Genomic DNA, 26,648 nt, shown 5'->3' with positions numbered 1-26,648 from the left:
GAGAACCCGCGGCGGTGCCGGTTGCGTGCTTGGGCTAAGCGGCTGCGCCGCTTGATGACGGTGGCTGGTCAGGTGCGCAGCTCCTGGAAGAAGGCGCGGACGTCGGTGACCAGGAGGTCCGGGGTCTGGATCGCGGCGAAGTGGCCGCCGCGGTCGAACGTCGTCCAGCGGACGATGTTGTTCTCCCGCTCCGCGAAGCGGCGGATGCCGCGGTCCTCGCCGAAGCCGACGACGCCGGTCGGCGTCGGGCACGGCTCCTGGACGCCCCAGGTGTTGTCGTCGGCTTCGAGGTAGACCCGCGCGGAGGAACCCGCGGTGCGGGTGAGCCAGTAGATCGTGACCGTGGTGAGGACGCGGTCGCGGTCGATGCGGTTGGCTTCGCCGAGTTCGGCCGGGTCGAACCACTCGAGCAGCTCGGCGATCCACGCCAGCTGACCGGCCGGGGAGTCCAGCAGCGCGTAGCTCAGGGTCTGCGGCCGGGTGCCCTGGATCCAGGCGTAGCCCATCCGCTCGCCGGTGAACTTCTCCAGCGATTCGAGGCGGCGCTGGTCGTGCGGGTCCAGGCCGACGAGCTCGGCCGGGTCGCCCGACGGCATTCCGAGGCTGCCGTTGACGTGCAGGCCGATGACCCGCTCCGGCGCGTGCAGCGCGAGTTCGCGGTTGATGATCCGGCCCCAGTCGCCACCTTGGGCGCCGAACCGCTCGTAGCCGAGGCGGCTCATGAGCTCGGCCAGGGCGCGGGCGGTGCGCTGGGCGTTCCAGCCGGGGCTGGTGGTCGGTCCGGAGAAGCCGAAGCCCGGCAGGGACGGGATCACCAGGTGGAAGGCGTCGGCTTCCACCGGCGGGTTGGTCAGCGGTTCGACGACGTCCAGGAAGTCCGCGATGGTGCTGGGCCAGCCGTGGGTGATCAGCAGCGGTGTCGCGTCCTGGTGCGGCGAGCGGACGTGCAGGAAGTGGATGCGCTGGCCGTCGATCTCGGTGGTGAACTGCGGGTGCCGGTTCAGCCGCGCTTCGTGCGCGCGCCAGTCGTAGTCGTGCCGCCAGTGCTCGGCCAGGTCGCGGACGTAGTCCAGCGGCACGCCGTGACTCCAGCCGACGTCAGGGAGCTGGTCCGGCCAGCGGGTGGCGTCCAGGCGGCGGTGCAGGTCGGAGAGGTCGGACTGCGGGACGTCGATGAGGAACGGATCGATCATGGCCGCGAAGCTAGGGCCCGGTTAGGCCTCAAGCTGACCTAGAAGGATTCCTACTCCCGGTAGCTTTCACCCCGGAAGGGCTATCTACCGACCAGTAATTTTGTCTACGCTGTCGGCCATGTCTCACGGGGTGCACGACTACGACGTAGTGGTGATCGGGTCCGGGTTCGGCGGCAGCGTGGCCGCGCTGCGGCTGACCGAGAAGGGTTACCGCGTCGCGGTGCTGGAGGCGGGCCGCCGGTTCGCCGACCACGAGTTCGCGAAGACGTCCTGGGATCTGCGCAACTTCCTCTGGGCGCCGCAGCTGGGCTGCTTCGGGATCCAGCGCATCCACCTGCTGCGCGATGTGCTGATCCTCGCGGGCGCCGGGGTCGGCGGCGGTTCGCTGAACTACGCGAACACGCTCTACCGGCCGTTGAAGCCGTTCTACGAGGACCCGCAGTGGGGTCACATCGCAGACTGGGAGTCCGAGCTCGCGCCGCACTACGACCAGGCGACCCGGATGCTCGGCGTGGTCACGAACCCGACGACCACCCCGTCGGACGTGGTGATCAAGCAGGTCGCCGACGAGATGGGCGTCGGCGAGACCTACCACCGCACGCCGGTCGGCGTTTACTTCGGCAAGCCCGGTGAGCAGACCGCCGACCCGTACTTCGGCGGCGCGGGCCCGGCCCGGACCGGCTGCACCGAGTGCGGCGCGTGCATGACCGGCTGCCGGGTAGGCGCGAAGAACACGCTGGTCAAGAACTACCTGTACCTGGCGGAGCAGAACGGCGCCGAGGTCTGGCCGCTGACCACCGTGACCCGGCTCGCCGAGGGGCGCGACGGCCGCTGGCGCATCGGCACCGAACGCACCGGAGCGGTGCTCGACAAGGGCGCGAAGGTCTTCACCGCCGACCAGGTCGTGGTCGCCGCCGGGACCTGGGGCACGCAGAACCTGCTGCACCGCGCCCGCGACCGCGGCGACCTGCCGCGGCTGTCGGCGAAGCTGGGGCGGCTCACCCGGACCAACTCGGAGTCGATCATCGGCGCCCAGACCCCGAACGTGCTGCCGGACAAGAACTTCTCCACCGGTGTCGCGATCACCTCGTCCTTCCACCCCGACTCCGACACGCACATCGAGCCGGTCCGCTACGGCAAGGGCAGCAACGCCATGGGCCTGCTCCAGACGCTGCCGACCTCGGGCGGTTCACCGCTGCCGCGCTGGCGGCAGTGGCTGCGCTTCTTCCGCCAGAACCCGCTGATGTCGCTGCGGCTGCTGTGGATCGGGCGCTGGAGCGAGCGCACGGTGATCCTGCTGGTGATGCAGAGCCTGGACAACTCGCTGACGACCAAGCTGCGCAAGGGCCTGTTCGGCCGGAAGTCGCTGACCTCGCAGCAGGGGCACGGCGCGCCGAACCCGACCTACATCCCGGCCGGGGAGGAGGCCAACGAGCGGGTCGCCGAGAAGATCGGCGGCATCCACGGCGGCACCTGGGGCGAGCTGTTCGACATCCCGCTCACCGCGCACTTCATCGGCGGCTGCCCGATCGGCGAGAACGCCGAGCAGGGCGTGATCGACCCGTACCACCGGGCGTTCGGGCACCCGACGATGTCCATCGTGGACGGTTCGGCGATCACGGCGAACCTCGGCGTCAACCCGTCGCTGACGATCACCGCGCAGGCGGAGCGGGCCTTCTCGATGTGGCCGAACAAGGGCGAGGCCGACCCGCGTCCGCGGCAGTCGGAGGGCTACCGGCCCGTGGAGCGGGTGGCGCCCAAGGAACCCGCCGTCCCCGCCGACGCCCCCGCCGCGCTACGGCTCCCCATGGCCTGACGCGGCGGTAGCCGCTTGGCCCACGCACGCAATCGGCACCGCCACGCAAGGCAAGCCCAACACCGTTCTAGCCGGACCCGTGGGGGCAGTGGCCTTCGTTACCTGGGACAATGAGGCGCACCGCTCTCGCCAGGAGGTTTCGACGACGTGTCCGGCACCGCACCGCAGAACCAGGGGCAGGGTCCTGTCCTCGTAGTTGACTACGGCGCCCAGTACGCACAGCTCATCGCGCGCCGGGTGCGGGAGACGCAGATCTACTCCGAGGTGGTCCCGCACGACACCCCGGTCGAGGAGATCGTCCGCCGCGACCCGGCCGCCGTCGTGCTCTCCGGTGGGCCGTCCAGCGTCTACGCCGAGGACGCGCCGCAGGTCGACGCGGCCCTGTTCGACACCGGCGTACCGGTGTTCGGCATCTGCTACGGCTTCCAGGCGATGACCGCCGCGCTCGGCGGCACCGTCGAGCACACCGGCACCCGCGAGTACGGCCGCACCGAGCTGGCGGTCACCGGCACCGGCGGCACCCTGCACGAGGACCTGCCCGGCCACCACCCGGTGTGGATGAGCCATGGCGACTCGGTCAGCAAGGCGCCCGAGGGCTTCACCGTCACCGCGGGCAGCAAGGACACCCCGGTCGCCGCGATCGAGAGCGTCGAACGCAGGCTGGCCGGCGTCCAGTACCACCCGGAGGTCGCGCACTCACCGCACGGCCAGGAGGTGCTGCGGCGGTTCCTGCACGAGATCGCGGGCATCCGCCCGCAGTGGACCACCTCCTCGATCGTCGACGAGACGGTCGCCGCGATCCGGGAGCAGGTCGGCGACAAGCGCGCGATCTGCGCGCTGTCCGGCGGGGTGGACTCCGCGGTCGCCGCCGCGCTGGTGCACCGCGCCGTCGGCGAGCAGCTGACCTGCGTCTTCGTCGACCACGGCCTGCTGCGCGCCGGTGAGCGCGCGCAGGTCGAGCGCGACTTCGTGGCCGCCACCGGGGTCCGGCTGGTCACCGTCGACGCCGTCGACCGGTTCCTGGGCGCGCTGGCCGGGGTCACCGACCCCGAGGAGAAGCGCAAGATCATCGGCCGCGAGTTCATCCGGGTCTTCGAGCAGGCCGCCCGCGACCTGCAGGCCGAGGCGGGCGCCGAGGGCGAGCAGATCGACTTCCTGGTGCAGGGCACGCTCTACCCGGACGTGGTGGAGTCCGGTGGTGGATCCGGCGCGGCCAACATCAAGAGCCACCACAACGTCGGCGGGCTGCCGGAGGACCTGCAGTTCGACCTGGTCGAGCCGCTGCGCGCGCTGTTCAAGGACGAGGTGCGCCGGGTCGGCCTGGAGCTCGGGCTGCCCGAGACGATCGTGCACCGGCAGCCGTTCCCCGGCCCGGGCCTGGGCATCCGGATCATCGGCGAGGTGACCGCGGACCGGCTGGAGACGCTGCGGGCGGCCGACTCGATCGCCCGCGAGGAGCTGACCGCGGCCGGGCTCGACCGCGACATCTGGCAGTGCCCGGTGGTGCTGCTCGCCGACGTCCGCTCGGTCGGCGTCCAGGGCGACGGCCGGACCTACGGCCACCCGGTGGTCCTGCGCCCGGTGTCCAGCGAGGACGCCATGACCGCGGACTGGACCCGGCTGCCCTACGACGTGCTGGAGCGGATCTCCACCCGGATCACCAACGAGGTCTCCGAGGTCAACCGGGTCACCCTCGACGTCACGTCCAAGCCCCCGGGCACCATCGAGTGGGAGTGACCGAACCTCTTTGAGCGGCGGAGCCGCTTGGCCCACCCGGCACCGCCGCCCTGAGGTTCCGCCACCCGCACCGCCAAGCAGGGTGAGTGCAGACAGCTTTACTGCTGTTCCACGCGGACCCAGTCGACCAGGTAGCGGACGTTACCGGCCGCGACCTTGTCGACGGTCTCCTGCGGCAGCCCGAAGTACGGCTCGGTGACGCCGTTGACCCCGTTGGGGTAGGTGCCGCCGAGGGCGAAGTTCAGGATCATGAACTGCGGGTCGTCGTAGACCCAGGTCCAGCCGTTCTGCTGCATCTCCTGCTTGGTGATCTTGTAGATCTCCCTGTCGTCGACGAAGAACGTGAACCCGTCCGGCGTCCAGTCGACCTTGTAGACGTGCCAGTCCGCCGGGTCCGCGCCCTCGAAGTGCTGCCGCTGCATGATCGGGGTGTCGCCGTTGTACTCCGGCCCGTGCAGGGAGACGTTCGTCCACGGCTCGCCGACGTTCTCCATCACATCGACCTCGCCGCACTGCGGCCACGGCTTGCCGTTGTCGATGTTGGCGCCCAGCGACCACCACGCGGGCCACAGGCCGGGACCCGTCGCACCCTCGGGGAGTTTGAGGCGGGCCGAGTAGCTGCCGTAGGTGAACTCGAACTTGTCCTGGGTGCTCAGCCTGCCCGAGACGAAGTCGTAGGTCTGCCCGTCGGGCGCCTGGTGCCCCGGGGTGAACCGGGGGTGCAGGGCGAGCGCGCCGTTGCTCGCCCCGGTTCCGGCGTCGTCGTGGTCGACGTACATCGTGTCGGGGGAGTCGACGTAGGCCTGCTGCTCCTGGTTGACGGTCCCGAAGTTCTCGCCGGTGACCTCGATCCTCCACTTCGAGCGGTCGACCTCGGAGCCGGAGAAGTCGTCGAAGAACACCTCGGCCGCGGGTTTCTCCGGCACCGCGGCCGCGGGGAACGGGAAGAGCGGGAGCAGGGCGAGTGCGGTTCCGCTGACGATCAGGCGCCGTGCCGACATGACTGCCTCCTCGTGTGTGAGAGCGCTCTCAGCGAGATTGCTGGGTCGACGGGAGCGGGTAAACCTCCAGTCAGCGCAATCAGGCCGACGCCCGGACCACCAGCTCGACGGGCAGCACCGTCCGTTCCGGCGGCACGTCCTCCCCGGCGATCAGCCGGGACATCCGGTCGACCATGTGCCGGGTGCGCAGCGACGGGTCCTGCCGGACCGTGGTCAGCGGCGGATCGGTGCGCGGCGCGACCGCGGGCTGGTCGTCGAAGCCGACCACGGCGACGTCCCCGGGAACCCCGCGCCCGGCCGCGCGCAGGGCGCGCAGCGCGCCCCGCGCCATCAGGTCGTTGGCGGCGAAGACCGCATCGAGGTCCGGGACGCGCGCGAGCAGTTCGGTCATCGCGCGCTCGCCGCCGTCCTCGGTGAACCCGCCCGGCTCGCTGCGCCGCGCGGCCTCGTCGTCGTCGAACCCGGTGGCCTGCCGCCAGCCGTCCAGCCGCTCGATCCCGGCGTACTCGTCCTGCGGACCGGTGACCGTGACGACGCTGCGGCGGCCGAGCGAGATCAGGTGCTCGGTGGCGATCCGGCCGCCGCCGACGTTGTCGTGGTCCACCAGGTGCAGCCCTTCCTCGGAGGTTCCCGGCCTGCCGCCGAAGACGATCGGCAGCGGCAGATCGCGCACCGCCTCCGGCAGCGGGTCGGACAGGTGCGGGGCAAGCACCAGCGCACCGTCGACGTGCCCGCCGGACAGGTAGCGGGCGATCCGCACGTGGTCGTCCGGGCCGTGCACCAGCAGCAGCACCATCTGCGTCCCGGCCGCGGACAGGTGCTGCGAGACGGTCCGGACGGTCGACGCGAAGAACGGGTCGTCGAAGAACTTGTTCTCCGGCTCCGACAGCACCAGCGCGACCGCGTCGGTCCGGCGCGTCACCAGGGTCCGCGCCGCCCGGTTCGGGACGTAGCCGAGTTCCTGCACCGCGGCCCGCACCAGCTCCCGCGCCTCCGGGCTCACCCGTGGCGAGTCGTTGATCACCCGGGACACCGTGGCGCGGGAAAGACCCGTCCTGGCGGCCACGTCCTCCAACGTCGGACGCCCATCAGCGCTGAGCAATCGATCCCCCTTCGGCGGCTGGAGGCGAGTGTAGAGAGTCACCGCGCGGCCGTCGGAGAGATTCGACCGTTCGCCACCGCCCCGGCACGGTCGCCGAATAGGGTGGCCGCGGACGGGTGAGCTGATCGGGAGAGCGCCATGGCAATGATCGTGATCGGAGTGCTCCTTCTCGTCGGAGCGGGTGTCGGCTTCTACCTGATGCGCAACGCCCGCAGCGAGCTGCACGCGATGATCGGCGCCGAAACCCTCCCGGTCCCGCAGCTGGAGATGCTGCGCAAGGCGTCCGACGACATCGGCGCCCGCGGCTCGTTCCGCAAGCAGTGCGAGGTGGTCGGCGCCGCGCACCCGCGCCCGGAGGGCGTGCTGGTCTCGGAGCTGAGCAAGACCGAGTGCGTCTGGTACCGCTACGAGGTCAAGCGCCACTACGAGAAGGTCCGCCACCAGGACGGTCACCGCCGCAAGACCAAGCACCAGGAAGTCGTCGCCAAGCACACCTCGTGGGAGGGTTACGCCCTCCGCGACGACCACGGGGTGCTCATCGGCGTCGACCCCAACGGCACCGCGCCCGACCGGCCGGAGCAGGTCGTCAGCCGGTTCGAGCCGCACCGCCCTCAGGGGCTCAACCTGTTCGGCATCCAGCTGCCGAACATCTTCGACTCCAGCACGACGATCGGCTACGAGTACACCGAGTGGGTCCTGCGCCCCGGGCACCGGCTCTACATCCTCGGCGAGGTGCACGACAAGATCGGCCCGCTGGTGATCGGCAAGCCCGAGCGGGACGGCCACTTCATCATCTCGACCCGCACCGAGGACGAGCTGCGCAAGCACCGCACCCAGCTGCACCGCTGGCTCAGCGTCGGAGTCCTGGTCGCCGCCCCGGTCGGCCTGGTCCTGATCGTCCTCGGCGCGATCCTGCGCTGATCAGCGCTCGCGGCGAGGCCGCAGCGACGCCAGCAGCATCGCCACCCCGATCGCGACCGCCCCGACCGGGACGACCCACAGCAGCGCGCCGACCGGGCCGCCGATCATGACGTGCAGCGCGAGGGCGAGGGCGAGCACGCCCGCGGTCAGCGTGACCGCGTCCGGACCCCTGCGCCGCGGGGCGTTCCCCTCAGTCACGGAAGACCTCCACGTTGCCGGTACCCGCCCGCAGGTCGAGCACGATGGTGCCGCCGCCGGGTCCGTCCTCCCCGGTGTCGACGACGTGGTTGCGGATCCTGTCCCCGTTGCGCTCGCGCCCGAGGCAGTTGGTCAGGCCCTGGCCGGCCGCGCAGTCCACGGTCACGTCGGCGGTGCGCGGAACGTAGACGCTGATGTTGCCGATGTCGACGCTGACCCGGGTCCGGGCCTCCTGCCCGGTGCTGAGCGCCATGCCCTCCAGGTTCAGCTGGACGTCACCGACGGCCGCCCGGTACTCCGGTGCGAGCTGCGCGGGCGTTTCCGGGCTCTCGTCGATCTCGCCCCACGGGCCGCTGCCCACCGGCGCCACGGCGAACACCATCGCCAGCCCCGCGACCGGGATCGCCGCGCCGATCAGCCCGCGCCCCCCGTGCAGGAAGGCGCCGACGACCAGCCCCGCGCCGATGATGCCCAGCGCCAGGGCGAAGGTGAACCCCAGCGGCGTACCGGCCGAGATCGTGATCCCGCCGGCGAACGCGGCGATGCCGAGCGTGAGCAGGGTGATCCAGCGGCGCCTCGGGCGCTCCGGCTCGGGTTCGGGCTCGGATTCCTGCGGTTCCGGCAGATCCCACGCGAACGGCGCGGCGGCGAGCGGATCCCACGACGGCGGGTTCTGGCGCACGTCGAGCCCGGTGTCGGTGAGCGGCTGCACCGGAGCCTTCGCCCCGGGGTAGACCCAGGTCTTCTCGGTGACCGGCACCGCGCCCTGCGGCTCGGCCGCGGTCGCCTTCGGCCGGTCGCGGTAGTTGCGGTGCAGCAGGTACAGCCCGAGGAACGCGATGGACAGGCCGACCAGCCCCTGCAACTGCATGACCCAGAACATCAGCAGGAACAGGCTGCCGATCACCAGCAGCGCGGTGAACACCGGCGTGGGCCGGCGGCCTTCGGGGGTCTCCTTCGGCAGCAGCAGCCAGCCCAGCAGGTACACCGCGAGCCCGGCACCGCCGTAGAAGGCGCCGACGACGAACAGGATCCGCAGCAGGACCGGATCGACGCCGTACCGGCGCCCGAGCGCCTCGGCCACCCCGGCGATCTTGCCCCGCGGACGTGCGGGCCGGGTCGCCCAGAAGTCCTGGAGTGTTTCACCGACCCTCGCCCCCGCGGACCGGCTCGTGCTCTCTGCCATGCCTCCTACTATCGGCACCCCGCCCGCGACCTACATCAGGGGCTCCCCTGAGGTTGCCCGGAAAAGGGGCACGAAAAGCACGGGCCGGTCCCTGATGTCCGCGCACGTACGACCGTGTGACCATCGACGCTGTGAAATCCCGGGTCAAACGGAAGTGGCGGGACGTCGCGGTCCGGCAGCCCGCCGGCACCGACACCGCGGACCTGCGCCGCCGCCGCAGCGGCAGGCTGGTCGCCGGGGTCTCCGGCGGCATCGCCGACCACCTGGAGATCCCGGTCCTGTGGGTGCGCGCGCTGTTCGCCGTGTCGGCGGCCTTCGCCGGGGCGGGGATCGTGGCGTACGCGCTGCTCTGGATCTTCGTGCCGCAGGGGGACGTGCGCGAGGTCGAGGTCTCGCCGAAGGAGCGGCAGCAGGGCTTCGGCCTGATCGTCCTCGGCGGTGGCCTGACCGCGATGGTCGCGCTGCTGGGAACGCTGCCCGCCTGGCTGGTCGGTCCGCTGGCGGTGGCGATGGCCGGTGCCGCGGTGGTCTGGCGGGAGGCCGACGAGCCGCAGCGCCGCCGCTGGCGCGAAGGCGCCCGCTCCGGGGTCACCGGCGCGCTGGTCGGCGAGGGCGGACGCCGCTCGATGGTGCGGATCCTGGCCGGAGCGGTGCTGGTCATCGTGGGCCTGGTGTCGTTCCTGGTCGGCCGGGTGCCCATGAGGGAGCTGCAGTTCGTGCTGCTCGCGGTGCTGGCAACGCTGGTCGGGGCCGCCGTGCTGACGATCCCGTGGTGGATGCGCCTGGTGCGGGACCTCAACGTCGAGCGCGCCAGCCGGATCCGGTCGCAGGAGCGCGCCGAGATCGCGGCGCACCTGCACGACTCGGTCCTGCAGACGCTCGCGCTGATCCAGAAGCAGGCCGAGTCCACCCGCGAGGTCCGGCGGCTGGCCCGGGGTCAGGAGCGCGAGCTGCGCAACTGGCTGTACGGGCCGGACGGCTACGGCAAGTCCGGCGCGGACAGCGCCGAGGTGGAGACCGCGCCGCAGACCCTCGCCACGGCGCTGGCCAAGGCGTGCGGGGAGGTCGAGGACTCCTTCGCGATCAAGGTCCAGCAGGTGGTGGTAGGCGACTGCGACCTCGACGAGCGGCACGCCGCGCAGCTCGCGGCGGCGCGCGAGGCGATCGTCAACGCGGCCAAGCACGCCGGGGTGCCCGAGGTCAGCGTCTACGCCGAGGTGGAGGCCGAGCAGGTCTCGATCTACGTGCGCGACCGCGGCAGCGGGTTCGACCCCGGCAGCGTGCCTGCCGACCGGCATGGCCTGGCGGACTCGATCCGGGGGAGGATGGAGCGCAACGGTGGCCGGGTGCGGGTGAAGACCTCGCCGGGATCGGGCACCGAGGTGCAGATGGAGATGCCGCGCGCCGGAGTTAGGGGAGCCAACCGTGAGTGAAGCCAGCGAGGGACGGCCGGTCCGGGTGTTCCTGGTCGACGACCACGCCCTGTTCCGCACCGGGGTCCGGGCCGAGCTCGGTGCCGCCGCGGACCAGGTCGAGGTGGTCGGGGAGGCCGGGTCGGTGGCCGAGGCCGTCGCCGGAATCGCCCACTACCAGCCGCAGGTCGTGCTGCTCGACGTGCACATGCCGGACGGCGGTGGCGCCGAGGTGCTGCGGCAGGTCCGCGGCAAGCAGCCGGACGTGGTGTTCCTGGCGCTGTCGGTGTCCGACGCCGCCGAGGACGTCATCGCGGTCATCCGGGGCGGGGCCCGCGGGTACGTCACCAAGACCATCTCCGGCCGGGAGCTGGCCGACGCGATCTGCCAGGTGGCGGCGGGCGATCCGGTGTTCTCCCCGCGCCTGGCCGGATTCGTGCTCGACGCCTTCTCCGAGGGGCCGAACTCGGCGCCGGTCGGCGACCCCGAGCTCGACCTGCTCACCCCGCGCGAGCGCGACGTGCTGCGGCTGCTCGCCCGCGGCTACGCCTACAAGGAGATCGCGTCGGAGCTGTTCATCTCGGTGAAGACGGTCGAGACGCACGTCTCCAGCGTGCTGCGCAAGACCCAGCTGTCGAACCGCTACGAGCTCTCCCGCTGGGCCTCCGACCGCAGGCTGGTCTGAACGTCGGGCGCGGGGCGGGTGGATCGCTGCGTGATCAGCACCCCCGCTAGCACGATCGCCATCCCGAGCAGGATTCGGAACCCGAGCTGCTCGCCGAGCACCAGCCAGCCGAGCAGCACCGAGACGATCGGCATCAGGTACGCGACGGTGGACGCGGTGGTCGCACCCTCGTCGGAGATGAGCCGGTAGTTCATCGCGAACGCCAGCCCGGTGCCGAAGACGCCGAGCACCGCGATCGCCAGCAGCGGCACCGGCTCCAGCTGCACCGGGCGGATCCCGTCGATGGGCAGCGCGAGCACGCCGTAGCCGGAGGCGACGATCATCTGCATGGTGGCCAGCGCCAGCGGGGGGAGCCCGTGCCGCCCGGTCAGGTTCCGTCCGATGTAGACGTAGGCGAGGCCGTAGCTGACGGCGGCGCCGAGGCACACGAACACGCCCCAGGTCAGCAGGTTGTCGTCCTGCCACGGCGCGAAGATCAGCACCACCCCGCCGAAGCCGAGGCCGAGCCCGGCCAGCCGGGCGGGCGGCGGTGCCTCGCGGGTGACCAGCAGCCCGAACAACGCCGTCCACAGTGGAGTGGTGGCGTTGATGACGCCGGTCAGCCCGGAGGCGACGGTCTGCTCGCCGATGCCGAACAGCACCCACGGCAGGGCGCTGGCGAACAGCGCGGCAACGGCGATCCGCCGCCACAGCGCGGCGTCGCCGCGCAGGCGGATGCCGCGCACCGCGCACAGGGCGAGCAGCACGAGCGCGCCGAGCACGATGCGCGCCAGCGCGATCTGCGTCGGCGCGAGCGCGTCCAGCGCGACCTTGATGAGCAGGAAGCTCGATCCCCACAGCAGCGCCAGTGCCCCGAGTCGGTAGTAACTGGCCGGATTGTTCATCGCCCCTCCACGTGCGCGTGCCGAACAAGATCAGCGTCGTCCGCACCACTGGTAAGGACAAGTGAATTAAATTGAAGGCAACGTTCAGCACTGCTGTAGGGTTGGGCCGTGCTCGACGTACGCCGGATGCAGGTCCTGCGGGCGGTGGTCACCAGCGGCTCGGTCAGCGCGGCGGCGGCCGGCCTGGGCTACACCCCGTCCGCCATCAGCCAACAACTGTCCACACTGGAACGTGAAGCGGGGTTGCCGCTGCTGGAGAAGGCCGGTCGCGGGGTCCGGCCGACCCCGGCCGGAATCCTGCTCGCCGACCGCGCGGCCCAGCTCGCCGAGCTGCTGGGCGACACCGAAGCCGAACTCGCCGACCTGCGCAGCGGGCGCACCGGGGTGCTGCGGCTGCACTTCTTCCACACCGCCAGCGTCACGCTGGTCCCGCCCGCGGTCGCGAAGTTCCGCGCCCGCCACCCCGAGGTCCGCCTGGAGCTGAACCTGACCGACACCGGCCTGGACGTGGTGGAGGCGGGGGACACCGACCTCGCGGTGATCGTGGCCGGCCGGAAGACGCCCGCGGTCCGCGGGGTGCGGCTGATCAGCCTCGCCGACGATCCGTACTTCGTCGTGCTGCCCAACGGCCACCCGCGCTCGACGGAGGACGGAATCGACCTCGCCGAGCTGTCGGACGAGATCTGGGTCAACAGCGACCGCGACTCGACCGGACCGTGCGCGGAACCCCTGGCCGACGCCTTCGCCTGCGCCGGTTTCACCCCCAGGGTCGCGGTGACCACCGACGGCTCCTACTCCGCCCAGGGCTTCGTCGCGGCCGGCCTCGGGATCGCCCTGCTCCCCGGACTCGGCCTGGACGTCGTCCACCCCGACGTCGTCGCGGTGCCGCTGCGCGGCGCCAAACCGGCCCGCCGGATCCACGTCGCCGTCCGGGAGGCCGTGCTGGAACAGCCCGCCACCCAGGCCATGCTCACGGCTTTGAAGGACGTCGCTAGCGCCCCTGCAACTGGTCGGTGTTGATCAGCGGCTGACCGCTGGCGTTCATCACCATGCCGAGCACGTGCCGCTCGGTGCTGGTGCTCCCGTCCTTCGTGGTGAACCGGAGCACGGCGACGACCTTGTCCCCGCCGGTGAACTGCGGCCCGAAGACGATGTCGACCTTGTCGATCCGCTTCCAGAACCGCTCGTAGGAATCCTTGCCCTGCGCCTGCAACGACGGGCCGAGCATCGACCACGCCCGGTCGAGGTTGTTGGGCACCAACGAGTAGTAGTCCTTCACCACGCCCTCGATGTCGGACTTCGACGGCTGCTTCGCGGTCGACGAGGTCGGCGCGGTGGTGCTCGTCGAGGTCGCCGTGGTGCTCGCGGCCGTGGTGGTCGCCGGTGCCGTGCTCGCGGGAGCCGGCGCCGGTGCCGGGCCCGACGGCTGGGGCTGTCCCTGGTTCCCGGGCTCCCCGCTGCTGACGAAGCTCGCGACCAGGATGCCCACCAGCACCGCGATCATGATCGCCATCGCCCACAGCAGCGCCTGCCGCGGCTTGCGCTCCGGAGCCGCCGAAGCGGGCGCCACCGCGCCCACCTGCGTCGGCGGGTTCGCCGGAGCCTGCTCCGGCCTGCCGACCGTGGTCGGCGGAGGCGCCCACTTCGTCGGGGCCGGAGCCGCGACCGGCCTGCCGTCGGCCACCGCCTGCAGCAGGCCGCGTGCCTGCGCCATGGTCGGGCGGTCGACCGGGTCCGGCCGCAGCAGCTGCATCAGCGCGGCGGTCATCGGCCCCGCCTGCCGCGGCGGCTCGACCTGCCCGCGCGCGACCCGGTGCAGCAGGCTGATCGCGTTCTCGTCCACCCCGAACGGCGGCTCGCCCTCGATCGCCGCGTACAGCGTCGACCCCAGCGAGAAGACGTCCGACGCGGGCGCCGGATCACGCCCCAGCGCCACCTCGGGCGCCAGGTACGCAGGCGTTCCGGCCAGGATCCCGCTCTTGGTGACCGACACGTCGCCGATCGCCCGCGAGATGCCGAAGTCGGTGATCTTGGCCATGCCGTTGTCGCCGAGCAGGATGTTGCCGGGCTTGAGGTCCCGGTGCACGATGCCCGCCATGTGCGCGGCGGCCAGCGCCCCGGCGACCTGCGCGCCGATCCGCGCCACCTGCTGCGGCGGCAGCACGCCCTGCTCGCTGATCACCGTCGCGAGGCTCTGCGACGGCAGGTACTCCATGACCAGCACCGGCTGGCCCTCGTCCTCGGCGACGTCGAACACGACGATCGCGTTCTGGTGCTGCAACCGGGCGGCGATCCGGCCCTCGCGCATCGAGCGCTGACGGGCCTCCTCGGTCTCCTCGGGGGTGTAACCGGGCTGCAGCAACAACTGCTTGACCGCGACGGTGCGGTGCAGGCGCTCGTCGACCGCGCGCCACACCACCCCCATCGCACCGCTGCCGATCTGTGTTTCCAAGCGGTAGCGACCCGCTATCAAACGACCCTCGGCGCTCACAGGTGACTCCTGGTACTGGCTGTGCCTTCGACTGGACAGTACTGACCGGACCCCCGTGGCCAGCTTCAGCGAACAGTGCTCAACGTTACTGGGCTCTCCCGTCCGGCCGTCCCCCGGGCGGGCGGGACACCGGACGCCAGAAGGCCGGGGCGGGCACTCCGTCGTGCCCGCCCCGGCCCCGTCCTGCGGTTCTCAGCCGTTCGCGCCCTGCGTCGAGACGCTGCCCGTGGAGCTCGTCCGCGTGGCGGTCGGCTGCTCCGGGCTGGAGGTGGGTTCCTCCTCGTCGCTGGTCGGCTGCTGCTGGGTGGTGGTCGGCCGCTCCGCCGTGGACGTCGGCCGCTGCGTGGAGGTCGGCCGCTCCCTGGTCGACGTCGGCCTCTCGTAGCTCGACGACTCGGTCTCCTCGACCTCGCTGGTCGGCGAGGGCGCGGGCGGCTGCGGTGCCTGGGTCGTCGGCTGCGTCGCGGGCGGTGTGGGCTCGTTGTTGGTGAAGAACGCCGAGATCACCAGCACCGCGATCACCGCGGCGGCGGCCAGCGCGATGCCCGAGATGACCACCGGACGCTTGCTGCGCCGGGGCTTCTCGTAGATCGCGTCGTCGCCGCGGGTGTCCGAGCCCATGTAGGACGTGGCGTCCGCGTACTGCTGTTGCTCGGAGTACGGGTCTTCCTCGTAGTAGGCGACCGTGGTGTGGTCCGGCCCGCCGCTGCCACCGCCGACGACGCTGGTCGGCGCGATGTCGGGGTTGCTCGCGGCGTCCGGCGCGATCGCGGGCGGGATCGGCGCGGCCATCGTCGGCACCGAGGTCACCGCCTGGCCGTCGGCGACGGCCTGCAGCATCTCGCGCACCTGGGCCATGTCCGGCCGGTCCTCGACGCGGCTCTGCATCATCGCCATCAGCGGCTCGTGCATCGGGCCCGCCTGCTGCGGCGGCTCGACCTTGCCCGCGGCGACCGCGTGCAGCAGCGCGAGGGTGTTCTCGTTGAGCCCGAAGGGCGGCTTGCCCTCGATGGCGGCGTAGAGCGTCGCGCCGAGCGAGAACACGTCCGACGCGCCGGTCGGCTCCTGGCCCATCGCCACGTCCGGCGACAGGTACGCGGGCGTTCCGGCGAGCATGCCCGTCTTGGTCACCTGCACGTCGCCCTGGGCGCGCGAGATGCCGAAGTCGGTGATCTTCACCGTGCCGTTGTCGCCGAGCAGGATGTTGCCGGGCTTGATGTCGCGGTGCACGACGCCGGCGGCGTGCGCGGCGCCGAGCGCCGCGGCCACCTGGGCACCGATCCTGGCCACTTCCCTCGGCGGCAGCGGACCGTGCTCGGACATCATCGCCGCGAGGCTGGTGGATGGCAGGTATTCCATGACCAGCACTGGCTGGCCCTCGTCCTCGGCTACGTCGTAGACCGAGATCGCGTGCGGGTGTTGCAGGCGTGCCGCGATCCGACCTTCCCGCATTGCCCGCTGCCGCGCTTCCTCGGCCTCACCCGGATCGAGCCCGGGCTGCAGCAACAACTGCTTGACCGCGACAGTGCGGTGCAGGCGTTCGTCGACACACTCCCACACCACGCCCATCGCGCCACTGCCGATGCGTCGCTGCACTCGGTAGCGTCCGGCGACCAGGCGACCTTCGTCGCTCACCGACGTCTCCCCGTACTGCTATCGATGTTCTTCGAGCTCCGATGTCGACCCAGGAGCGATCCCGAGTGCACGGCCCCGCCGAACATCGGCGGATTTGGCGGACCGGATCCGGCCCTCCGACATGTACACGTTCTCAGCGCGGTCAGGGTTGGCCGGGAGGCCGGGCCCGTCCGCGCTACGCGGAGCCTAGCCGACGTCGTCAGACCGTAGGCCCGAAGTCGGTAGATCCGTTCCACCTATTTCGACTGTATCGGCGACAGCCGATCGCGACGCCGGGGGCCGGTGTGAGCCTCGCATCGTTTCCGCAGTTGATCGCCGCTTTCCCGGCTCCGGGACCGGACCCGGACTCGTTGCGTGCGGCAACCATCCCGCCGGTGCCCGGTTCGCCCGGGCTCCGCGGGCGCACTGTCCGGTCCCCCGAGAACAGGAGTTGTCGTTGCCGCATTGTTGTGAGAACTACCCATCAGCCGGGATCGAAGTGGCGTGCGGCGAGCAGTTCCGCCCCGGAGATCCGCGGCGTCCCGGTGACCTCGACGGTCAGCAGGTGCCGCAGCAGCACCCGGTCGCCGGTCCCGTAGTCGAGCTCGACCTCGGCGATCACCCCGCCGGGCACCGCCGAGACCGGCCGGGCCCGGACCGCGGTGGCCTCCCGCCACGCGCCGGCCAGCTCGGCCTCCTGGCCGTCCACCAGCTCGGGCGACAGCAGCCGCACCGCGCCCTCGGGGTCCGAACCCAGCCGCCGGTACAGCTCGTCGGCGAGCATGAACGCCGACGTGTCGCTGCGCTCCCGCACCGCGGCGGCGGGCGCGGACGGGACGTCGTCGGGCAGGCCGGGGCTGAACGGCCAGCTCGCGTCGCGCACCAGGTCCGGCCGGAGCGCGACGACGCCCCTGACCACCGCGCCGCCGCCGTCCGCCCTGGGCAGCGGATGGGCGAGGATCATCGAGGTGATGACGGCCGACACCAGCAGCAGCCCGAAGCCGAAAGTCCCGAACAGGAGCCTGCTGGCCAGCGGCGCCGGCGTCGGGTCGTCCTGCTCGGAGGAGTAGGCCAGCAGCTCGTCGGCCAGGTGGGCACGCGCGGTCCAGCCGGGCTCGCGCCGGATCAGCTCGGTGACCGTGATGGCGCCGTCACGGTCGCGTCTGCGCCCTGTCGCCGACCCGTCCACGATCGTCCTCGTACGTCCGTCGAGCTGCGTTGTCCGGAGCACTCGTACCGCGCGCACGGGCCGGAGCGGAAAGATCCGCGTCCGAGTTCACCTGAAGGGGTCGGAAGGGTGATCCCTAACGGAGCAGTCTTCACGCTCGGTCAGGGCATCACCTCGTCGCTGTGAATCCTCGGCTGGTCGCCGGTGGTGAACCGCAGCTCCCGCTGCTGGACCAGCACCGCCCCGTCGCCCCGGGTCAGCCGCAGCGTGCACAACGCCCGCGCCGGGACGTGCCGCACCTCGACCAGATCAAGGGTGGCGACGTCGGCGTACCGCTCGGCGAACGCGGGCACCCCCTCGTGCCGCAGCTGGCCGATGGTCATCCGGAAGGCCGACTGGAGATCACCGGAACCGATCGCGGCGTAGTACTGCTGGGTGCGCCTGCTGATCGTCTCCGGATCGGGCGTCGCCAGCAGGATCAGCGGATCCGAGATCGACGGCCGCCCGGCGTACTCGCCCGCGACCGCCCGGGTCTCCTGCGGGTGGGACGGGGTGGACAACGCCTGCACCCAGCCCGTCGACCGCGCCCGCGGCCGGGTCGGATCACCGCTGAGGTAGTACGGATCCACCGCCGGGGAGTCGCGTGCGGCCGCGCCGCGCACGTCCGCGGAGTCGCCGACCAGCGCCGAGGTCGCCAGCAGCAGCCCGCCCAGCGCGGCGGCCGAGGACGCGACCGCGAACCACGCGGCCCGCCGCCAGGTCGCGGGCGGGGTCACCGACGCGGGGACCATCCCGAGGTCGAACTTGCGCAGACCGGCCGAGGTGTCGGTCAGCGGATCCGGACGCGGTGGCGCGGCCGGGGTCCAGGTACCGCCCGGAGCGCTCTTCCGGTGTCGTCCGTGCCGTGGTGCTGCCGGCGCGGGCGGCCAGTCGATCTGGCCGGTCCAGCCGACGGTCCTGCCGCTGCGCATCGGCCTCGACCCTCTCGGCGTTGGCTGGGATGACCAAGCGACAGATTAGGCCGACCGCGCAGCGGCGACGCTACGGGGTCACCCGATCACTCCGGGTTCAGTACCGGCCTTCGCGGAACCGGCTCTGGCTCGACTGCAACGCCTTGACCGCCGCGAAGCCGCCACCGGCGCCCAGCACCGTCGAGAAGATGTCGGCGCCCAGGTTGTCGCTGGTCGAGATCAGCAGCGCCAGCAGGGTCACGGCGAGCGTGACCCCGGCGACCGGCATCCGCTTCTTGGCGAACTCCACCGCGGGAGCGCCGCCGGGCCGCTTCTTCGCCGCGGAGGTCAGCATCGCGAGGTAACCCGCGTGACCGGCTGCGGCGATGACAGCGATGAGCGTTACGAGGAAGGCGATGAGAGCCATGCATCCAGTCTGCCCTGCTGGCGACGTGTCCGGTATGGGGGAATTCCCGGACATCGCCCCGACCGCCGGGAAAGCCGCGGTTGAAGGGTCGGAAAAGGTTGTGCCGGAGCTCTGGATTGAGACTCGAATCACGCATAGGTTCTTCGGCTATGAGTGACCGCTCGGACGACCTCGGCGGGGAAACGAGCCCTGGGGGACCACTGGATCTCATCGGAAAGCGCGCGGTCGTCACCGGCGCGGGCAGCGGCATCGGCGCCGCGGTGTCGCGGCGGCTGGCCGCCGCGGGCGCGGCGGTGGTCGCAGTCGACCGCAACGTCGAGTCCGCGGAGCGGGTCGCGGCCGAGACCGGCGGTGAGGCGCTGGTCGTCGACCTCAGCGACCCAGACGCGGCCGAGTCGGTGGGCGAGTACGCCGACATCGTGGTCAACAACGCCGGCATGCAGCACGTCGCGCCCGTCCACCGGTTCCCGCCGGACACCTTCAACCGGATGCTGCGGGTCATGCTCGAGTCGCCCTTCCGGATCGTGCGCGCCGCGCTGCCCGGCATGTACGACCGCGGCTGGGGGCGGATCGTCAACATCTCGTCGGTGCACGGCATGCGCGCCTCCCCTTACAAGAGCGCCTACGTGACGGTGAAGCACGGCCTGGAGGGCCTGTCGAAGGCGGTCGCGCTGGAGGGCGCGGCGCGCGGCGTGACCTCCAACTGCATCTGCCCCGGCTTCGTCCGCACCCCGCTGGTGGACCGCCAGGTCGCGGAACAGGCGATCCTGCACCGGGTTCCGGAGGCGCAGGTCGTCGAGGACGTGCTGCTGGCCCGGACCCCGGTCAAGCGCCTGGTCGAGCCCGACGAGGTCGCCGCCCTCGCGGTGTGGCTCTGCGGCCCCGGAACGACGTCGATCACCGGATCCTCCTTCCCGATCGACGGAGGTTGGTCGGCGCACTGAGAGAAGAGGGGTTGGCATGAGAACCGAGTCCCCGAGCAGATCCGCGACGTCAAGGGTGGTGGCCGCGAGCCTGGTGGGCACCACCGTCGAGTGGTACGACTTCTTCCTCTACGGTTCCGCCGCCGCGCTGGTCTTCAACAAGCTGTACTTCCCGGCCGAGGATCCGCTCGTCGGCACCATGCTGGCCTTCATCACCTACGCCGTCGGTTTCGTGGCCCGCCCGCTGGGCGGGCTGGTGTTCGGGCACTTCGGCGACCGCCTCGGCCGCAAGAAGCTGCTGGTGCTGAGTCTGATCGTGATGGGCGGCTCGACGTTCCTGATCGGGCTCGTGCCGACCTACCAGACCATGGGCGTGCTGGCGCCGCTGCTGCTGACCCTGCTGCGGCTGGTGCAGGGCTTCGCAATCGGCGGTGAGTGGGGCGGTGCGGTGCTCATCGTCTCGGAGCACGGATCGGCGCGGCACCGGGGTTTCTGGGCGTCCTGGCCGCAGGCCGGGGTGCCGCTGGGCAACCTGCTCGGCACCGCCGTGCTCGCGGTGCTGGCCGCGGTGCAGACCGACGAGGCGTTCCTGGCCTGGGGCTGGCGGATCGCGTTCCTGCTCTCCGGGGTGCTGGTGCTGATCGGCCTGTGGGTGCGGCTGGCCGTGGCCGAGTCGCCGCTGTTCGTCGAGGCCGCGCGCAAGGCGGCCGAGGCGGGCTCCGAACGGCCGCCGATCGTCGAGGTGCTGCGCCGGTACCGGCGCGAGGTCGTGATCGCGATGGGCGCGAGGTTCGTGGAGAACGTCGTCTACTACGTCCTGACCTCGTTCATCCTCACCTACATCGCCGTGCACCTGGACCTCCCGCGCGGGCTGGCGCTGAACGCCTCGCTGATCGCGGCGGTGGTGCACTTCATCAGCATTCCCCTTTGGGGCGCGCTGTCCGACCGGGTCGGCAGGAGGCCGGTCTACCTGCTGGGAGCGATCGGGACCGGTCTGTGGGCGTTCGTGTTCTTCACGATGCTCGACACCAGGTCGTTCCTGGTGATCACGCTGGCGACCTCGATAGGACTGGTGCTGCACGGGGCGATGTACGGGCCGCAGGCCGCCTACTTCGCGGAGCTGTTCGGCACGCGGGTCCGCTATTCCGGGGCGTCCATCGGCTACCAGCTCGCCTCGATCGTGGCCGGATCGCTGGCGCCGATCATCGCGACCGCGCTGCTGAGCGCCTTCGGTTCTGCGTGGCCGATCTCGGTGTACGTGGCCCTGTGCGCGGTGATCACGGTGGTCGCGGTCGTCATCTCGCCGGAGACTCGCCGGCGAGACCTGGCGGCCGATCACGCGCTCTGAGCCCGGTTCCGCCGACGCCGCCCGCCGTTCGCAGCGGGCGGCATCGGCGTCGGCTCAGTGCCCGAGCCTGCCCCGGCCCAGCCGCAGCAGGATCATGGCCAGCTCGCGGCCCTCCGGACCCAGCTCGCGGTAGCGCGCGAGCACGTCCATCTCGCGGTTGTAGACGATGCGCGGGCCGCCCGCGGCCATCCGGGCTTCCCCGATCTGGCGGGAGACGTCGGCGCGGCGCTTGATCAGCCGCAGGATGTCGGCGTCCAGCTGGTCGATCTCGTCGCGGAAACCGGCGATGGTGTCGTCGGGGGCAGCTTCGGTCGCTCCGGACCGCTGCTGGTCACCGTCCACGCTGGTGTTCATGGGAGTCGTCCTCCGGCTAGGCCCGGCCTCCACGGCCCCTCCGACGCGCGAACGCCCCGGGGCCGAGACCCCGGGGCGTCGTAGTGTGTGGAGCTCACGCAGCTACGGGCGCCGGAGTCCCGGGCCCGTAGAAAAACTCGTAGCTCTGCGTCAGCACGCCGTCAGTCTGCCACAGCCGAGGTCGGCGTTGCCACGTGCTGAGCGTTTCGTCCCGCGAACTGAGATCGGAAAGCCATCGATCACTTGTTCGAGTGAAGTTCCTTGAAGCGGTCGTGCGCTGCGGGAATGGTGGTGTCATGACTGCTGATCACATCGTTCGTGAGCTTGCCCGCCGACGTTCCCGCCACTGCGGATGTGGCCGCCATCGCCACCGCGGATGTCGCCACCGGTGCCACTGCGAGTCCCGCCGCCGAGGTCTCGTGTTTCACCCGCACGCGTGCCCTCGCCGAAGTTCCCGACCCCATCGCCGAGCTGGCCCCCGCGATCGTCATCGCTCCTGCGGATGCGCCCGCCGGATTCCCCGGCGCCACGACTTCCCCGCGCATCCGCCGGGGCCGGTACTCGCGCGCCCGCCGGGACTGGCGCCGGCGGGTCTCCGTCGTGGTCTGGTCCCGACGCGCTCGCCGGAGTCGATCTCGGTGCGTCCGGATCTTGGTCGGGTGCTGGCGCGCTCGCCGGAGCCGATGCTGGCGCGTCCCCGCCGTCGTCCGGTCCCGGCGCGCCTGCTGGAGTCGATCCCGGTGCGTCCGCATCGCGGTCCGGTGCTGGCGAGCCCGCCGGGGTTGAGGCCTGCGTGTTCCCGTTGTGGTCCGGTCCCGGCGCGCCCGCTGGAGCCGATGCCGGTGCGTCCGCATCTTGGTCCGGTCCCTGCGAGCCCGCCGACACCGGCGCGTCCCCGCCGTGGTCCGGTCCCGAACGCCGCCGCCTGGCGGCCCGGACCAGAACCACCGCCGCGCCACCGCCGCCCACGCAGGTCAGCGCCAGCGCCGTCCAGCCGTAACCGACCACCCGAGCGGCCTCGCCGAGGGCCACCGCCGCGCAGGTGAGCACGGCTGCCCACAGCGCGGCGCCGATCGCGGCGAGCCCCAGGAACCGCCGGAACGGCAGCCGAAGCGTGCCCACGACGGCCGGGACGACGGAGTGCACCACGGCGACGAACCGCGTGGTGATCAACGCCCGCCCACCCGATCCGTGCACGATCGCCTCGGCCGCGGTCCACCGGTGCTCGCCGATCTTGCGCCCGGCCCAGCTGCGCCGCAGCCGCGGACCGAGCGCGCGCCCCAGCCAGTAACCGCCGGTCTGGCCGATCATGTTGGCCGCCACCGCCGCCCCGAACAGCGGCACCGCCCACCGCGCGCCGAGCACGCCGACGGCCAGCAGCAGGGCGGCTTCGCCGGGGACGACCAGACCGACGAACAGGGAGGTTTCCAAGGAGAGGACGATGAGGACACCCGCAACGCACAGCCACGGATTGAGCGACCCGGCCCAGGCCAGGAAGTCCCGGACCGCCGTGTCGATCTCGTTCAACCAGGTCATCCGGTTCGCTCGCTTCTGGCTCGGCTTGGTGGTTTTCTGGTGGCGCGGCGCCGCACCGGAAGCCGGTCGACCCGCGCACCCGTCGGTGACGCACGCGGCACGGGTACCGGTTCACCGTCCCGTTCCCGGTGGTGCGCGGAGATCGGGGAAGATCCCCGGCATGACCCGGAACCGGACCCTGCGGGGTCCGGGCCGGGACTGGCGGGGCTGTCGGGGCGGGCCGGTAACGTGGAGCGGCGATGAGCACCCTTTTCGATCTCCCGCAGGACGGATCGCCACGACCGGCGGAGCAGCGCGGACCCGATCCGGAAGCCCTGCTGGCGGGGCTGAACCCGCAACAACGCGAGGCGGTCGAGCACACCGGTTCGCCCCTGCTGGTGGTCGCGGGTGCCGGCTCGGGGAAGACCCGGGTGCTGACCAACCGCATCGCCTACCTGCTCGCCAACGGCGTGCACCCCGGCCAGATCATGGCGATCACCTTCACCAACAAGGCCGCGGCCGAGATGAAGGAGCGGGTGGCCGACCTGGTGGGCCGCCGGGCCAACGCGATGTGGGTGTCGACGTTCCACTCCATGTGCGTGCGGGTGCTGCGCCGGGAGGCCAGGACGCTCGGGATGTCGTCGAACTTCTCGATCTACGACTCCGACGACTCGCGGCGGCTCATCACGATGATCGCCAGGGAGCAGGAGCTGGACTCCAAGCGCTACCCGGCGCGCACCCTGGCGGTGCACATCTCGAACCTGAAGAACGAGCTGATAGGTCCCGAGGCCGCCGCCGAGCAGGCCGGCAACGACCTGGAGCGCAAGGTCGCCCAGGTCTACGCCGCCTACCAGCGCAGGCTCGGCGAGTCCAACGCGATGGACTTCGACGACCTGATCATGCGCACGGTCGACCTGCTCCAGCAGCACCCGGCGGTGGCCGAGTACTACCGGCGCCGGTTCCGGCACGTCCTGGTCGACGAGTACCAGGACACCAACCACGCCCAGTACGTGCTGGTGCGGGAGCTCGTGGGCACCGAACCGACCGAGGACGGCACGGAGCCGGGCGAGCTGTGCGTGGTCGGCGACGCGGACCAGTCGATCTACGCCTTCCGGGGTGCGACGATCCGCAACATCGAGGAGTTCGAGCGCGACTACCCGCAGGCCCGGACGATCCTGCTGGAGCAGAACTACCGCTCCACGCAGACGATCCTCTCCGCCGCGAACGCGATCATCACGCGCAACCCGAACCGCCGGGACAAACGGCTGTGGAGCGATGCGGGCGACGGCGAGAAGATCGTCGGCTACGTCGCGGACAACGAGCACGACGAGGCGGCGTTCGTAGCGGGCGAGATCGACCGGCTGGTCGACGACGCCGAGGCGACGTTCAACGACATCGCGGTGTTCTACCGGACCAACAACCAGTCCCGTGTTTTCGAGGAGGTGTTCATCCGGCTCGGCCTGCCCTACCGGGTCGTCGGCGGCGTCCGCTTCTACGAGCGCCGCGAGGTCCGCGACGCCCTGGCCTACCTCCGGGTGCTGGACAACCCGGAGGACACGGTCAGCCTGCGCCGCATCCTGAACGTGCCCAAGCGCGGGATCGGCGACCGCGCGGAGGCGGTCGTCGCCGCGCACGCCGAGCAGGAGCGGATCTCGTTCGCCGCCGCGCTCCGCAAGGCGGCGGAGGGCTCGGTCCCGCTGCTGAACACCCGCTCGCAGCGGGCGATCGCGGGCTTCGTCGACCTGCTCGACGAACTGCACGGCGTGGCGGCCGAGACGGACGTGGCCGAGGTGCTGGAAGCGGTGCTGGAGCGCACCGGCTACCGGGGCGAGCTGGAGGCCAGCGACGACCCGCAGGACGCGACCAGGGTGGAGAACCTGACCGAACTCGTGACGGTCGCGCGGGAGTTCATCGAGGCCCGGTCGCCGGAGCCGGCTCAGGTGGACGGCGAGGCGGACCCGTCCGCCGAGGCCGTGGTGTCCAGGGCGGAGCCCGCCGCCGAGGACGAGGACGACGTGGAGCGGGGAGTGCCCGCCGACGACTCGCTGTCGGCCTTCCTGGAGCGGGTGTCGCTGGTGGCCGACGCGGACTCGCTGCCGGAGTCGGGCGATGGTGTGGTCACCCTGATGACCCTGCACACCGCCAAGGGACTGGAGTTCCCGGTCGTGTTCTGCACCGGCTGGGAGGACGGGATCTTCCCGCACATGCGGGCGCTCGGCGAGCCCGCCGAGCTGGCGGAGGAGCGGCGGCTGGCCTACGTCGGCATCACGCGGGCGCGGCAGCGCCTGTACCTGTCGCGCGCGATGATGCGCTCGGCGTGGGGCCAGCCGATGACGAACCCGGCTTCCCGGTTCCTCACCGAGGTCCCGGACGAGCTGACGCACTGGCGCCGGATCGAGCCGGAGCGGGCCGCGCCGCAGGTGCGCAGCACGTGGGGCAGCCGCGGCGGCGGTTTCGACCGCACCGGGTCGGACTCCGCGCAGGCGGGGCTCGCGGCCAGGGGCATGCGCTCCACCCCCGCGAAGGGCTGGAAGGACGCCGTCGCGATCAAGCTCGAAGCGGGCGACCGGGTCACGCACGACAAGTACGGGCTGGGCACCGTGATCGCGACGGAGGGCGAGGGGCCCCGCGCGACCGCGACGATCGACTTCGGCAGTTCGGGCACCGTCCGCTTGATGCTGATCGGCAGCGTCCCGCTCACCAAGCTCTAACGTTCGTCCACAGAGGACGATCATCGGGTCGTGCCGGTGACGACCTCCGTGATCACGTCGCGGACGAGCGCGCGCAGCCAGCGGTGCGCGGGATCGGCGTCGTTGCGCGGATGCCACGCCATTCCGACGTCCACCACCGGAAGGTCGAGCGGCACCTCGAACGTGTGCAGGCCGAGGGAATCCGCAGTGTTTCCAGGGAGTTTTGGGCTTCTGGGGAGTTCTGCGCTTCCGGGAAGTTCTGGGCTACAGGGGTGTTGCGGGCTCCCGGGGAGTTCCGGGGCGAGTGCGACGAGGTCGGTGCTGCGAGCCAGGCACAGCGCTGCGGTGTGGCTCGGCAGCACGACGGCGACCCGGCGGCTGAGCCCGAGTTCGGCGAGCCGCTCGTCGATCGGACCCCGTGCCCGGCCGCGGCGCGAAACGCTGATGTGCGCGGCCGAGCCGAAGCGTTCCGGTGTCATCTTCCCCCGCGACAGCGGGTGTCCCCGCCGGACCGCCGCCACCAGCCGGATCGACGCGAGGGATTCGGTCCGGGTTTCCGGATCGAGGTGTTCGAGCACCCCGATCTCCAGGTCCACCCGGCCCTCGCGCAGCGCCGGTGTCCCTTCGGTGGCCTCGGGCGCGAAGCGCAGGGTCACGCCCGGTGCGTCCCGCTGGACGCGGGTGAGCAGCGGCGGCGCCAGTTCGGTGACCAGCATGTCGCTTGCCTGCACGGTGAATTCCCGGGACAGCGACGCGGGATCGAGCGGCTTGCCGTGGGTGAGCAGGGCGCGCGAGCGTTCCACCACGGTCCGGACCTCGTCGCGCAGTTCCACCGCGCGGGGCGTCAGCACCATCGCCTGCCCCGCCCGCACCAGCACCGGGTCGTCGAGGACCCGGCGGATCCGGCCCAGGGTGCGGCTCATCGCGGCGGGCGAGGTCCGCAGTCGCTCGGCGGCCCGGGTGACGCTCTGCTCCTCCAGCAGCACGTCCAGGGCCAGCAGCAGGTTCAGGTCCATTCCCCCTCCTCGGACGG

23 protein-coding genes are annotated in these 26,648 nt (G+C 71.6%); 9 read left to right on the top strand and 14 right to left on the bottom strand.

The window, feature by feature from the left end; genetic code table 11:
* Positions 1-68: 68 nt before the first annotated feature.
* A complete protein-coding gene (locus ABD691_RS24770; protein ID WP_344683597.1) occupies positions 69-1,193 on the bottom strand; it encodes an epoxide hydrolase family protein in 1,125 nt (374 codons plus the stop codon).
* A gap of 118 nt (positions 1,194-1,311) precedes the next feature.
* On the opposite strand from ABD691_RS24770, the gene ABD691_RS24765 reads away from it, so the two are divergent.
* On the top strand, positions 1,312-3,009 hold the full coding sequence (locus ABD691_RS24765) for a GMC oxidoreductase (protein WP_344683595.1): 1,698 nt from the start codon (positions 1,312-1,314) through the stop codon (positions 3,007-3,009).
* A gap of 147 nt (positions 3,010-3,156) precedes the next feature.
* A complete protein-coding gene (guaA, locus tag ABD691_RS24760) occupies positions 3,157-4,746 on the top strand; it encodes a glutamine-hydrolyzing GMP synthase (protein WP_344683593.1) in 1,590 nt (529 codons plus the stop codon).
* Positions 4,747-4,844: 98 nt separating this feature from the next.
* Here guaA and ABD691_RS24755 read toward each other — a convergent pair whose 3' ends face one another.
* Positions 4,845-5,747: a glycoside hydrolase family 16 protein gene (locus tag ABD691_RS24755; protein ID WP_344683591.1), complete on the bottom strand. Its 903-nt coding sequence runs from the start codon at positions 5,745-5,747 to the stop codon at positions 4,845-4,847.
* 79 nt (positions 5,748-5,826) lie between these two features.
* The gene (locus tag ABD691_RS24750) at positions 5,827-6,813 is read right to left on the bottom strand and encodes a LacI family DNA-binding transcriptional regulator (RefSeq protein ID WP_344683590.1); all 987 of its coding nucleotides are present in this window, start codon (positions 6,811-6,813) and stop codon (positions 5,827-5,829) included.
* Between the two features lie 180 nt (positions 6,814-6,993).
* Here ABD691_RS24750 and ABD691_RS24745 point away from each other — a divergent pair, with 180 nt between their 5' ends.
* Entirely contained in the window at positions 6,994-7,770 is a 777-nt protein-coding gene (locus tag ABD691_RS24745; RefSeq protein WP_344683950.1) for an E3 ubiquitin ligase family protein, read from the top strand.
* Here the strand turns inward: ABD691_RS24745 and ABD691_RS24740 are convergent, their stop codons facing one another.
* Positions 7,771-7,968 (bottom strand): hypothetical protein, encoded by a 198-nt coding sequence (locus tag ABD691_RS24740; RefSeq protein ID WP_344683588.1) that lies wholly within the window; start codon positions 7,966-7,968, stop codon positions 7,771-7,773.
* The gene (locus tag ABD691_RS24735; protein ID WP_344683586.1) at positions 7,961-9,154 is read right to left on the bottom strand and encodes a PspC domain-containing protein; all 1,194 of its coding nucleotides are present in this window, start codon (positions 9,152-9,154) and stop codon (positions 7,961-7,963) included. Before ABD691_RS24735 ends, ABD691_RS24740 begins: the two co-directional genes overlap by 8 nt.
* 131 nt (positions 9,155-9,285) lie before the next feature.
* Between ABD691_RS24735 and ABD691_RS24730 the strand changes: the two genes are divergently transcribed.
* Both ABD691_RS24730 and ABD691_RS24725 read left to right on the top strand, forming a co-directional pair.
* A complete protein-coding gene (locus ABD691_RS24730; RefSeq protein WP_425565150.1) occupies positions 9,286-10,587 on the top strand; it encodes an ATP-binding protein in 1,302 nt (433 codons plus the stop codon).
* On the top strand, positions 10,580-11,251 hold the full coding sequence (locus ABD691_RS24725) for a response regulator (RefSeq protein ID WP_344683585.1): 672 nt from the start codon (positions 10,580-10,582) through the stop codon (positions 11,249-11,251). Before ABD691_RS24730 ends, ABD691_RS24725 begins: the two co-directional genes overlap by 8 nt.
* Here the strand turns inward: ABD691_RS24725 and ABD691_RS24720 are convergent.
* Positions 11,209-12,135, bottom strand: coding sequence for a DMT family transporter (locus tag ABD691_RS24720; RefSeq protein WP_344683583.1), 927 nt, complete (start codon positions 12,133-12,135; stop codon positions 11,209-11,211). The genes ABD691_RS24725 and ABD691_RS24720 overlap by 43 nt on opposite strands.
* A gap of 108 nt (positions 12,136-12,243) precedes the next feature.
* Between ABD691_RS24720 and ABD691_RS24715 the strand changes: the two genes are divergently transcribed.
* Complete coding sequence (locus ABD691_RS24715) at positions 12,244-13,155, top strand: LysR family transcriptional regulator (protein ID WP_344683582.1); 912 nt, start codon at positions 12,244-12,246, stop codon at positions 13,153-13,155.
* Here ABD691_RS24715 and ABD691_RS24710 read toward each other — a convergent pair.
* The 5 genes from ABD691_RS24710 to ABD691_RS24690 form a co-directional block, all read right to left on the bottom strand.
* The gene (locus tag ABD691_RS24710; RefSeq protein ID WP_425565158.1) at positions 13,127-14,560 is read right to left on the bottom strand and encodes a serine/threonine-protein kinase; all 1,434 of its coding nucleotides are present in this window, start codon (positions 14,558-14,560) and stop codon (positions 13,127-13,129) included. The genes ABD691_RS24715 and ABD691_RS24710 overlap by 29 nt on opposite strands.
* Before the next feature lie 258 nt (positions 14,561-14,818).
* Complete coding sequence (locus ABD691_RS24705) at positions 14,819-16,261, bottom strand: serine/threonine-protein kinase (RefSeq protein WP_344683579.1); 1,443 nt, start codon at positions 16,259-16,261, stop codon at positions 14,819-14,821.
* Between the two features lie 463 nt (positions 16,262-16,724).
* Positions 16,725-17,486 (bottom strand): hypothetical protein, encoded by a 762-nt coding sequence (locus ABD691_RS24700; protein WP_344683577.1) that lies wholly within the window; start codon positions 17,484-17,486, stop codon positions 16,725-16,727.
* A gap of 83 nt (positions 17,487-17,569) precedes the next feature.
* Entirely contained in the window at positions 17,570-18,379 is an 810-nt protein-coding gene (locus ABD691_RS24695) for a hypothetical protein (RefSeq protein WP_344683576.1), read from the bottom strand.
* A gap of 97 nt (positions 18,380-18,476) precedes the next feature.
* Positions 18,477-18,785 (bottom strand): hypothetical protein, encoded by a 309-nt coding sequence (locus tag ABD691_RS24690; RefSeq protein ID WP_344683575.1) that lies wholly within the window; start codon positions 18,783-18,785, stop codon positions 18,477-18,479.
* Between the two features lie 149 nt (positions 18,786-18,934).
* On the opposite strand from ABD691_RS24690, the gene ABD691_RS24685 reads away from it, so the two are divergent.
* Positions 18,935-19,729 carry a 3-hydroxybutyrate dehydrogenase gene (locus tag ABD691_RS24685; protein WP_344683573.1) on the top strand — a complete coding sequence of 265 codons (795 nt, stop codon included), beginning with the start codon at positions 18,935-18,937 and terminating at the stop codon, positions 19,727-19,729.
* A gap of 16 nt (positions 19,730-19,745) precedes the next feature.
* Positions 19,746-21,056: an MFS transporter gene (locus ABD691_RS24680; RefSeq protein ID WP_344683571.1), complete on the top strand. Its 1,311-nt coding sequence runs from the start codon at positions 19,746-19,748 to the stop codon at positions 21,054-21,056.
* A 54-nt stretch (positions 21,057-21,110) separates the two neighbouring features.
* Here the strand turns inward: ABD691_RS24680 and ABD691_RS24675 are convergent, their stop codons facing one another.
* Positions 21,111-21,410 carry a chorismate mutase gene (locus ABD691_RS24675; protein WP_344683569.1) on the bottom strand — a complete coding sequence of 100 codons (300 nt, stop codon included), beginning with the start codon at positions 21,408-21,410 and terminating at the stop codon, positions 21,111-21,113.
* A 294-nt stretch (positions 21,411-21,704) separates the two neighbouring features.
* The gene (locus ABD691_RS24670) at positions 21,705-22,946 is read right to left on the bottom strand and encodes a VTT domain-containing protein (RefSeq protein WP_344683568.1); all 1,242 of its coding nucleotides are present in this window, start codon (positions 22,944-22,946) and stop codon (positions 21,705-21,707) included.
* 239 nt (positions 22,947-23,185) lie between these two features.
* Between ABD691_RS24670 and ABD691_RS24665 the strand changes: the two genes are divergently transcribed.
* On the top strand, positions 23,186-25,636 hold the full coding sequence (locus tag ABD691_RS24665; RefSeq protein ID WP_344683567.1) for a UvrD-helicase domain-containing protein: 2,451 nt from the start codon (positions 23,186-23,188) through the stop codon (positions 25,634-25,636).
* A gap of 20 nt (positions 25,637-25,656) precedes the next feature.
* Here the strand turns inward: ABD691_RS24665 and ABD691_RS24660 are convergent, their stop codons facing one another.
* The gene (locus tag ABD691_RS24660; protein ID WP_344683565.1) at positions 25,657-26,631 is read right to left on the bottom strand and encodes a LysR family transcriptional regulator; all 975 of its coding nucleotides are present in this window, start codon (positions 26,629-26,631) and stop codon (positions 25,657-25,659) included.
* Positions 26,632-26,648 lie beyond the last annotated feature (17 nt).

The sequence above is a fragment of the Saccharopolyspora taberi genome, from assembly GCF_039534165.1.
GTDB lineage: Bacteria > Actinomycetota > Actinomycetes > Mycobacteriales > Pseudonocardiaceae > Saccharopolyspora_D > Saccharopolyspora_D taberi.
The sequence above is the reverse complement of the archived record's forward strand: the minus strand, read 5'-3'. Positions and strand labels throughout refer to the sequence as shown.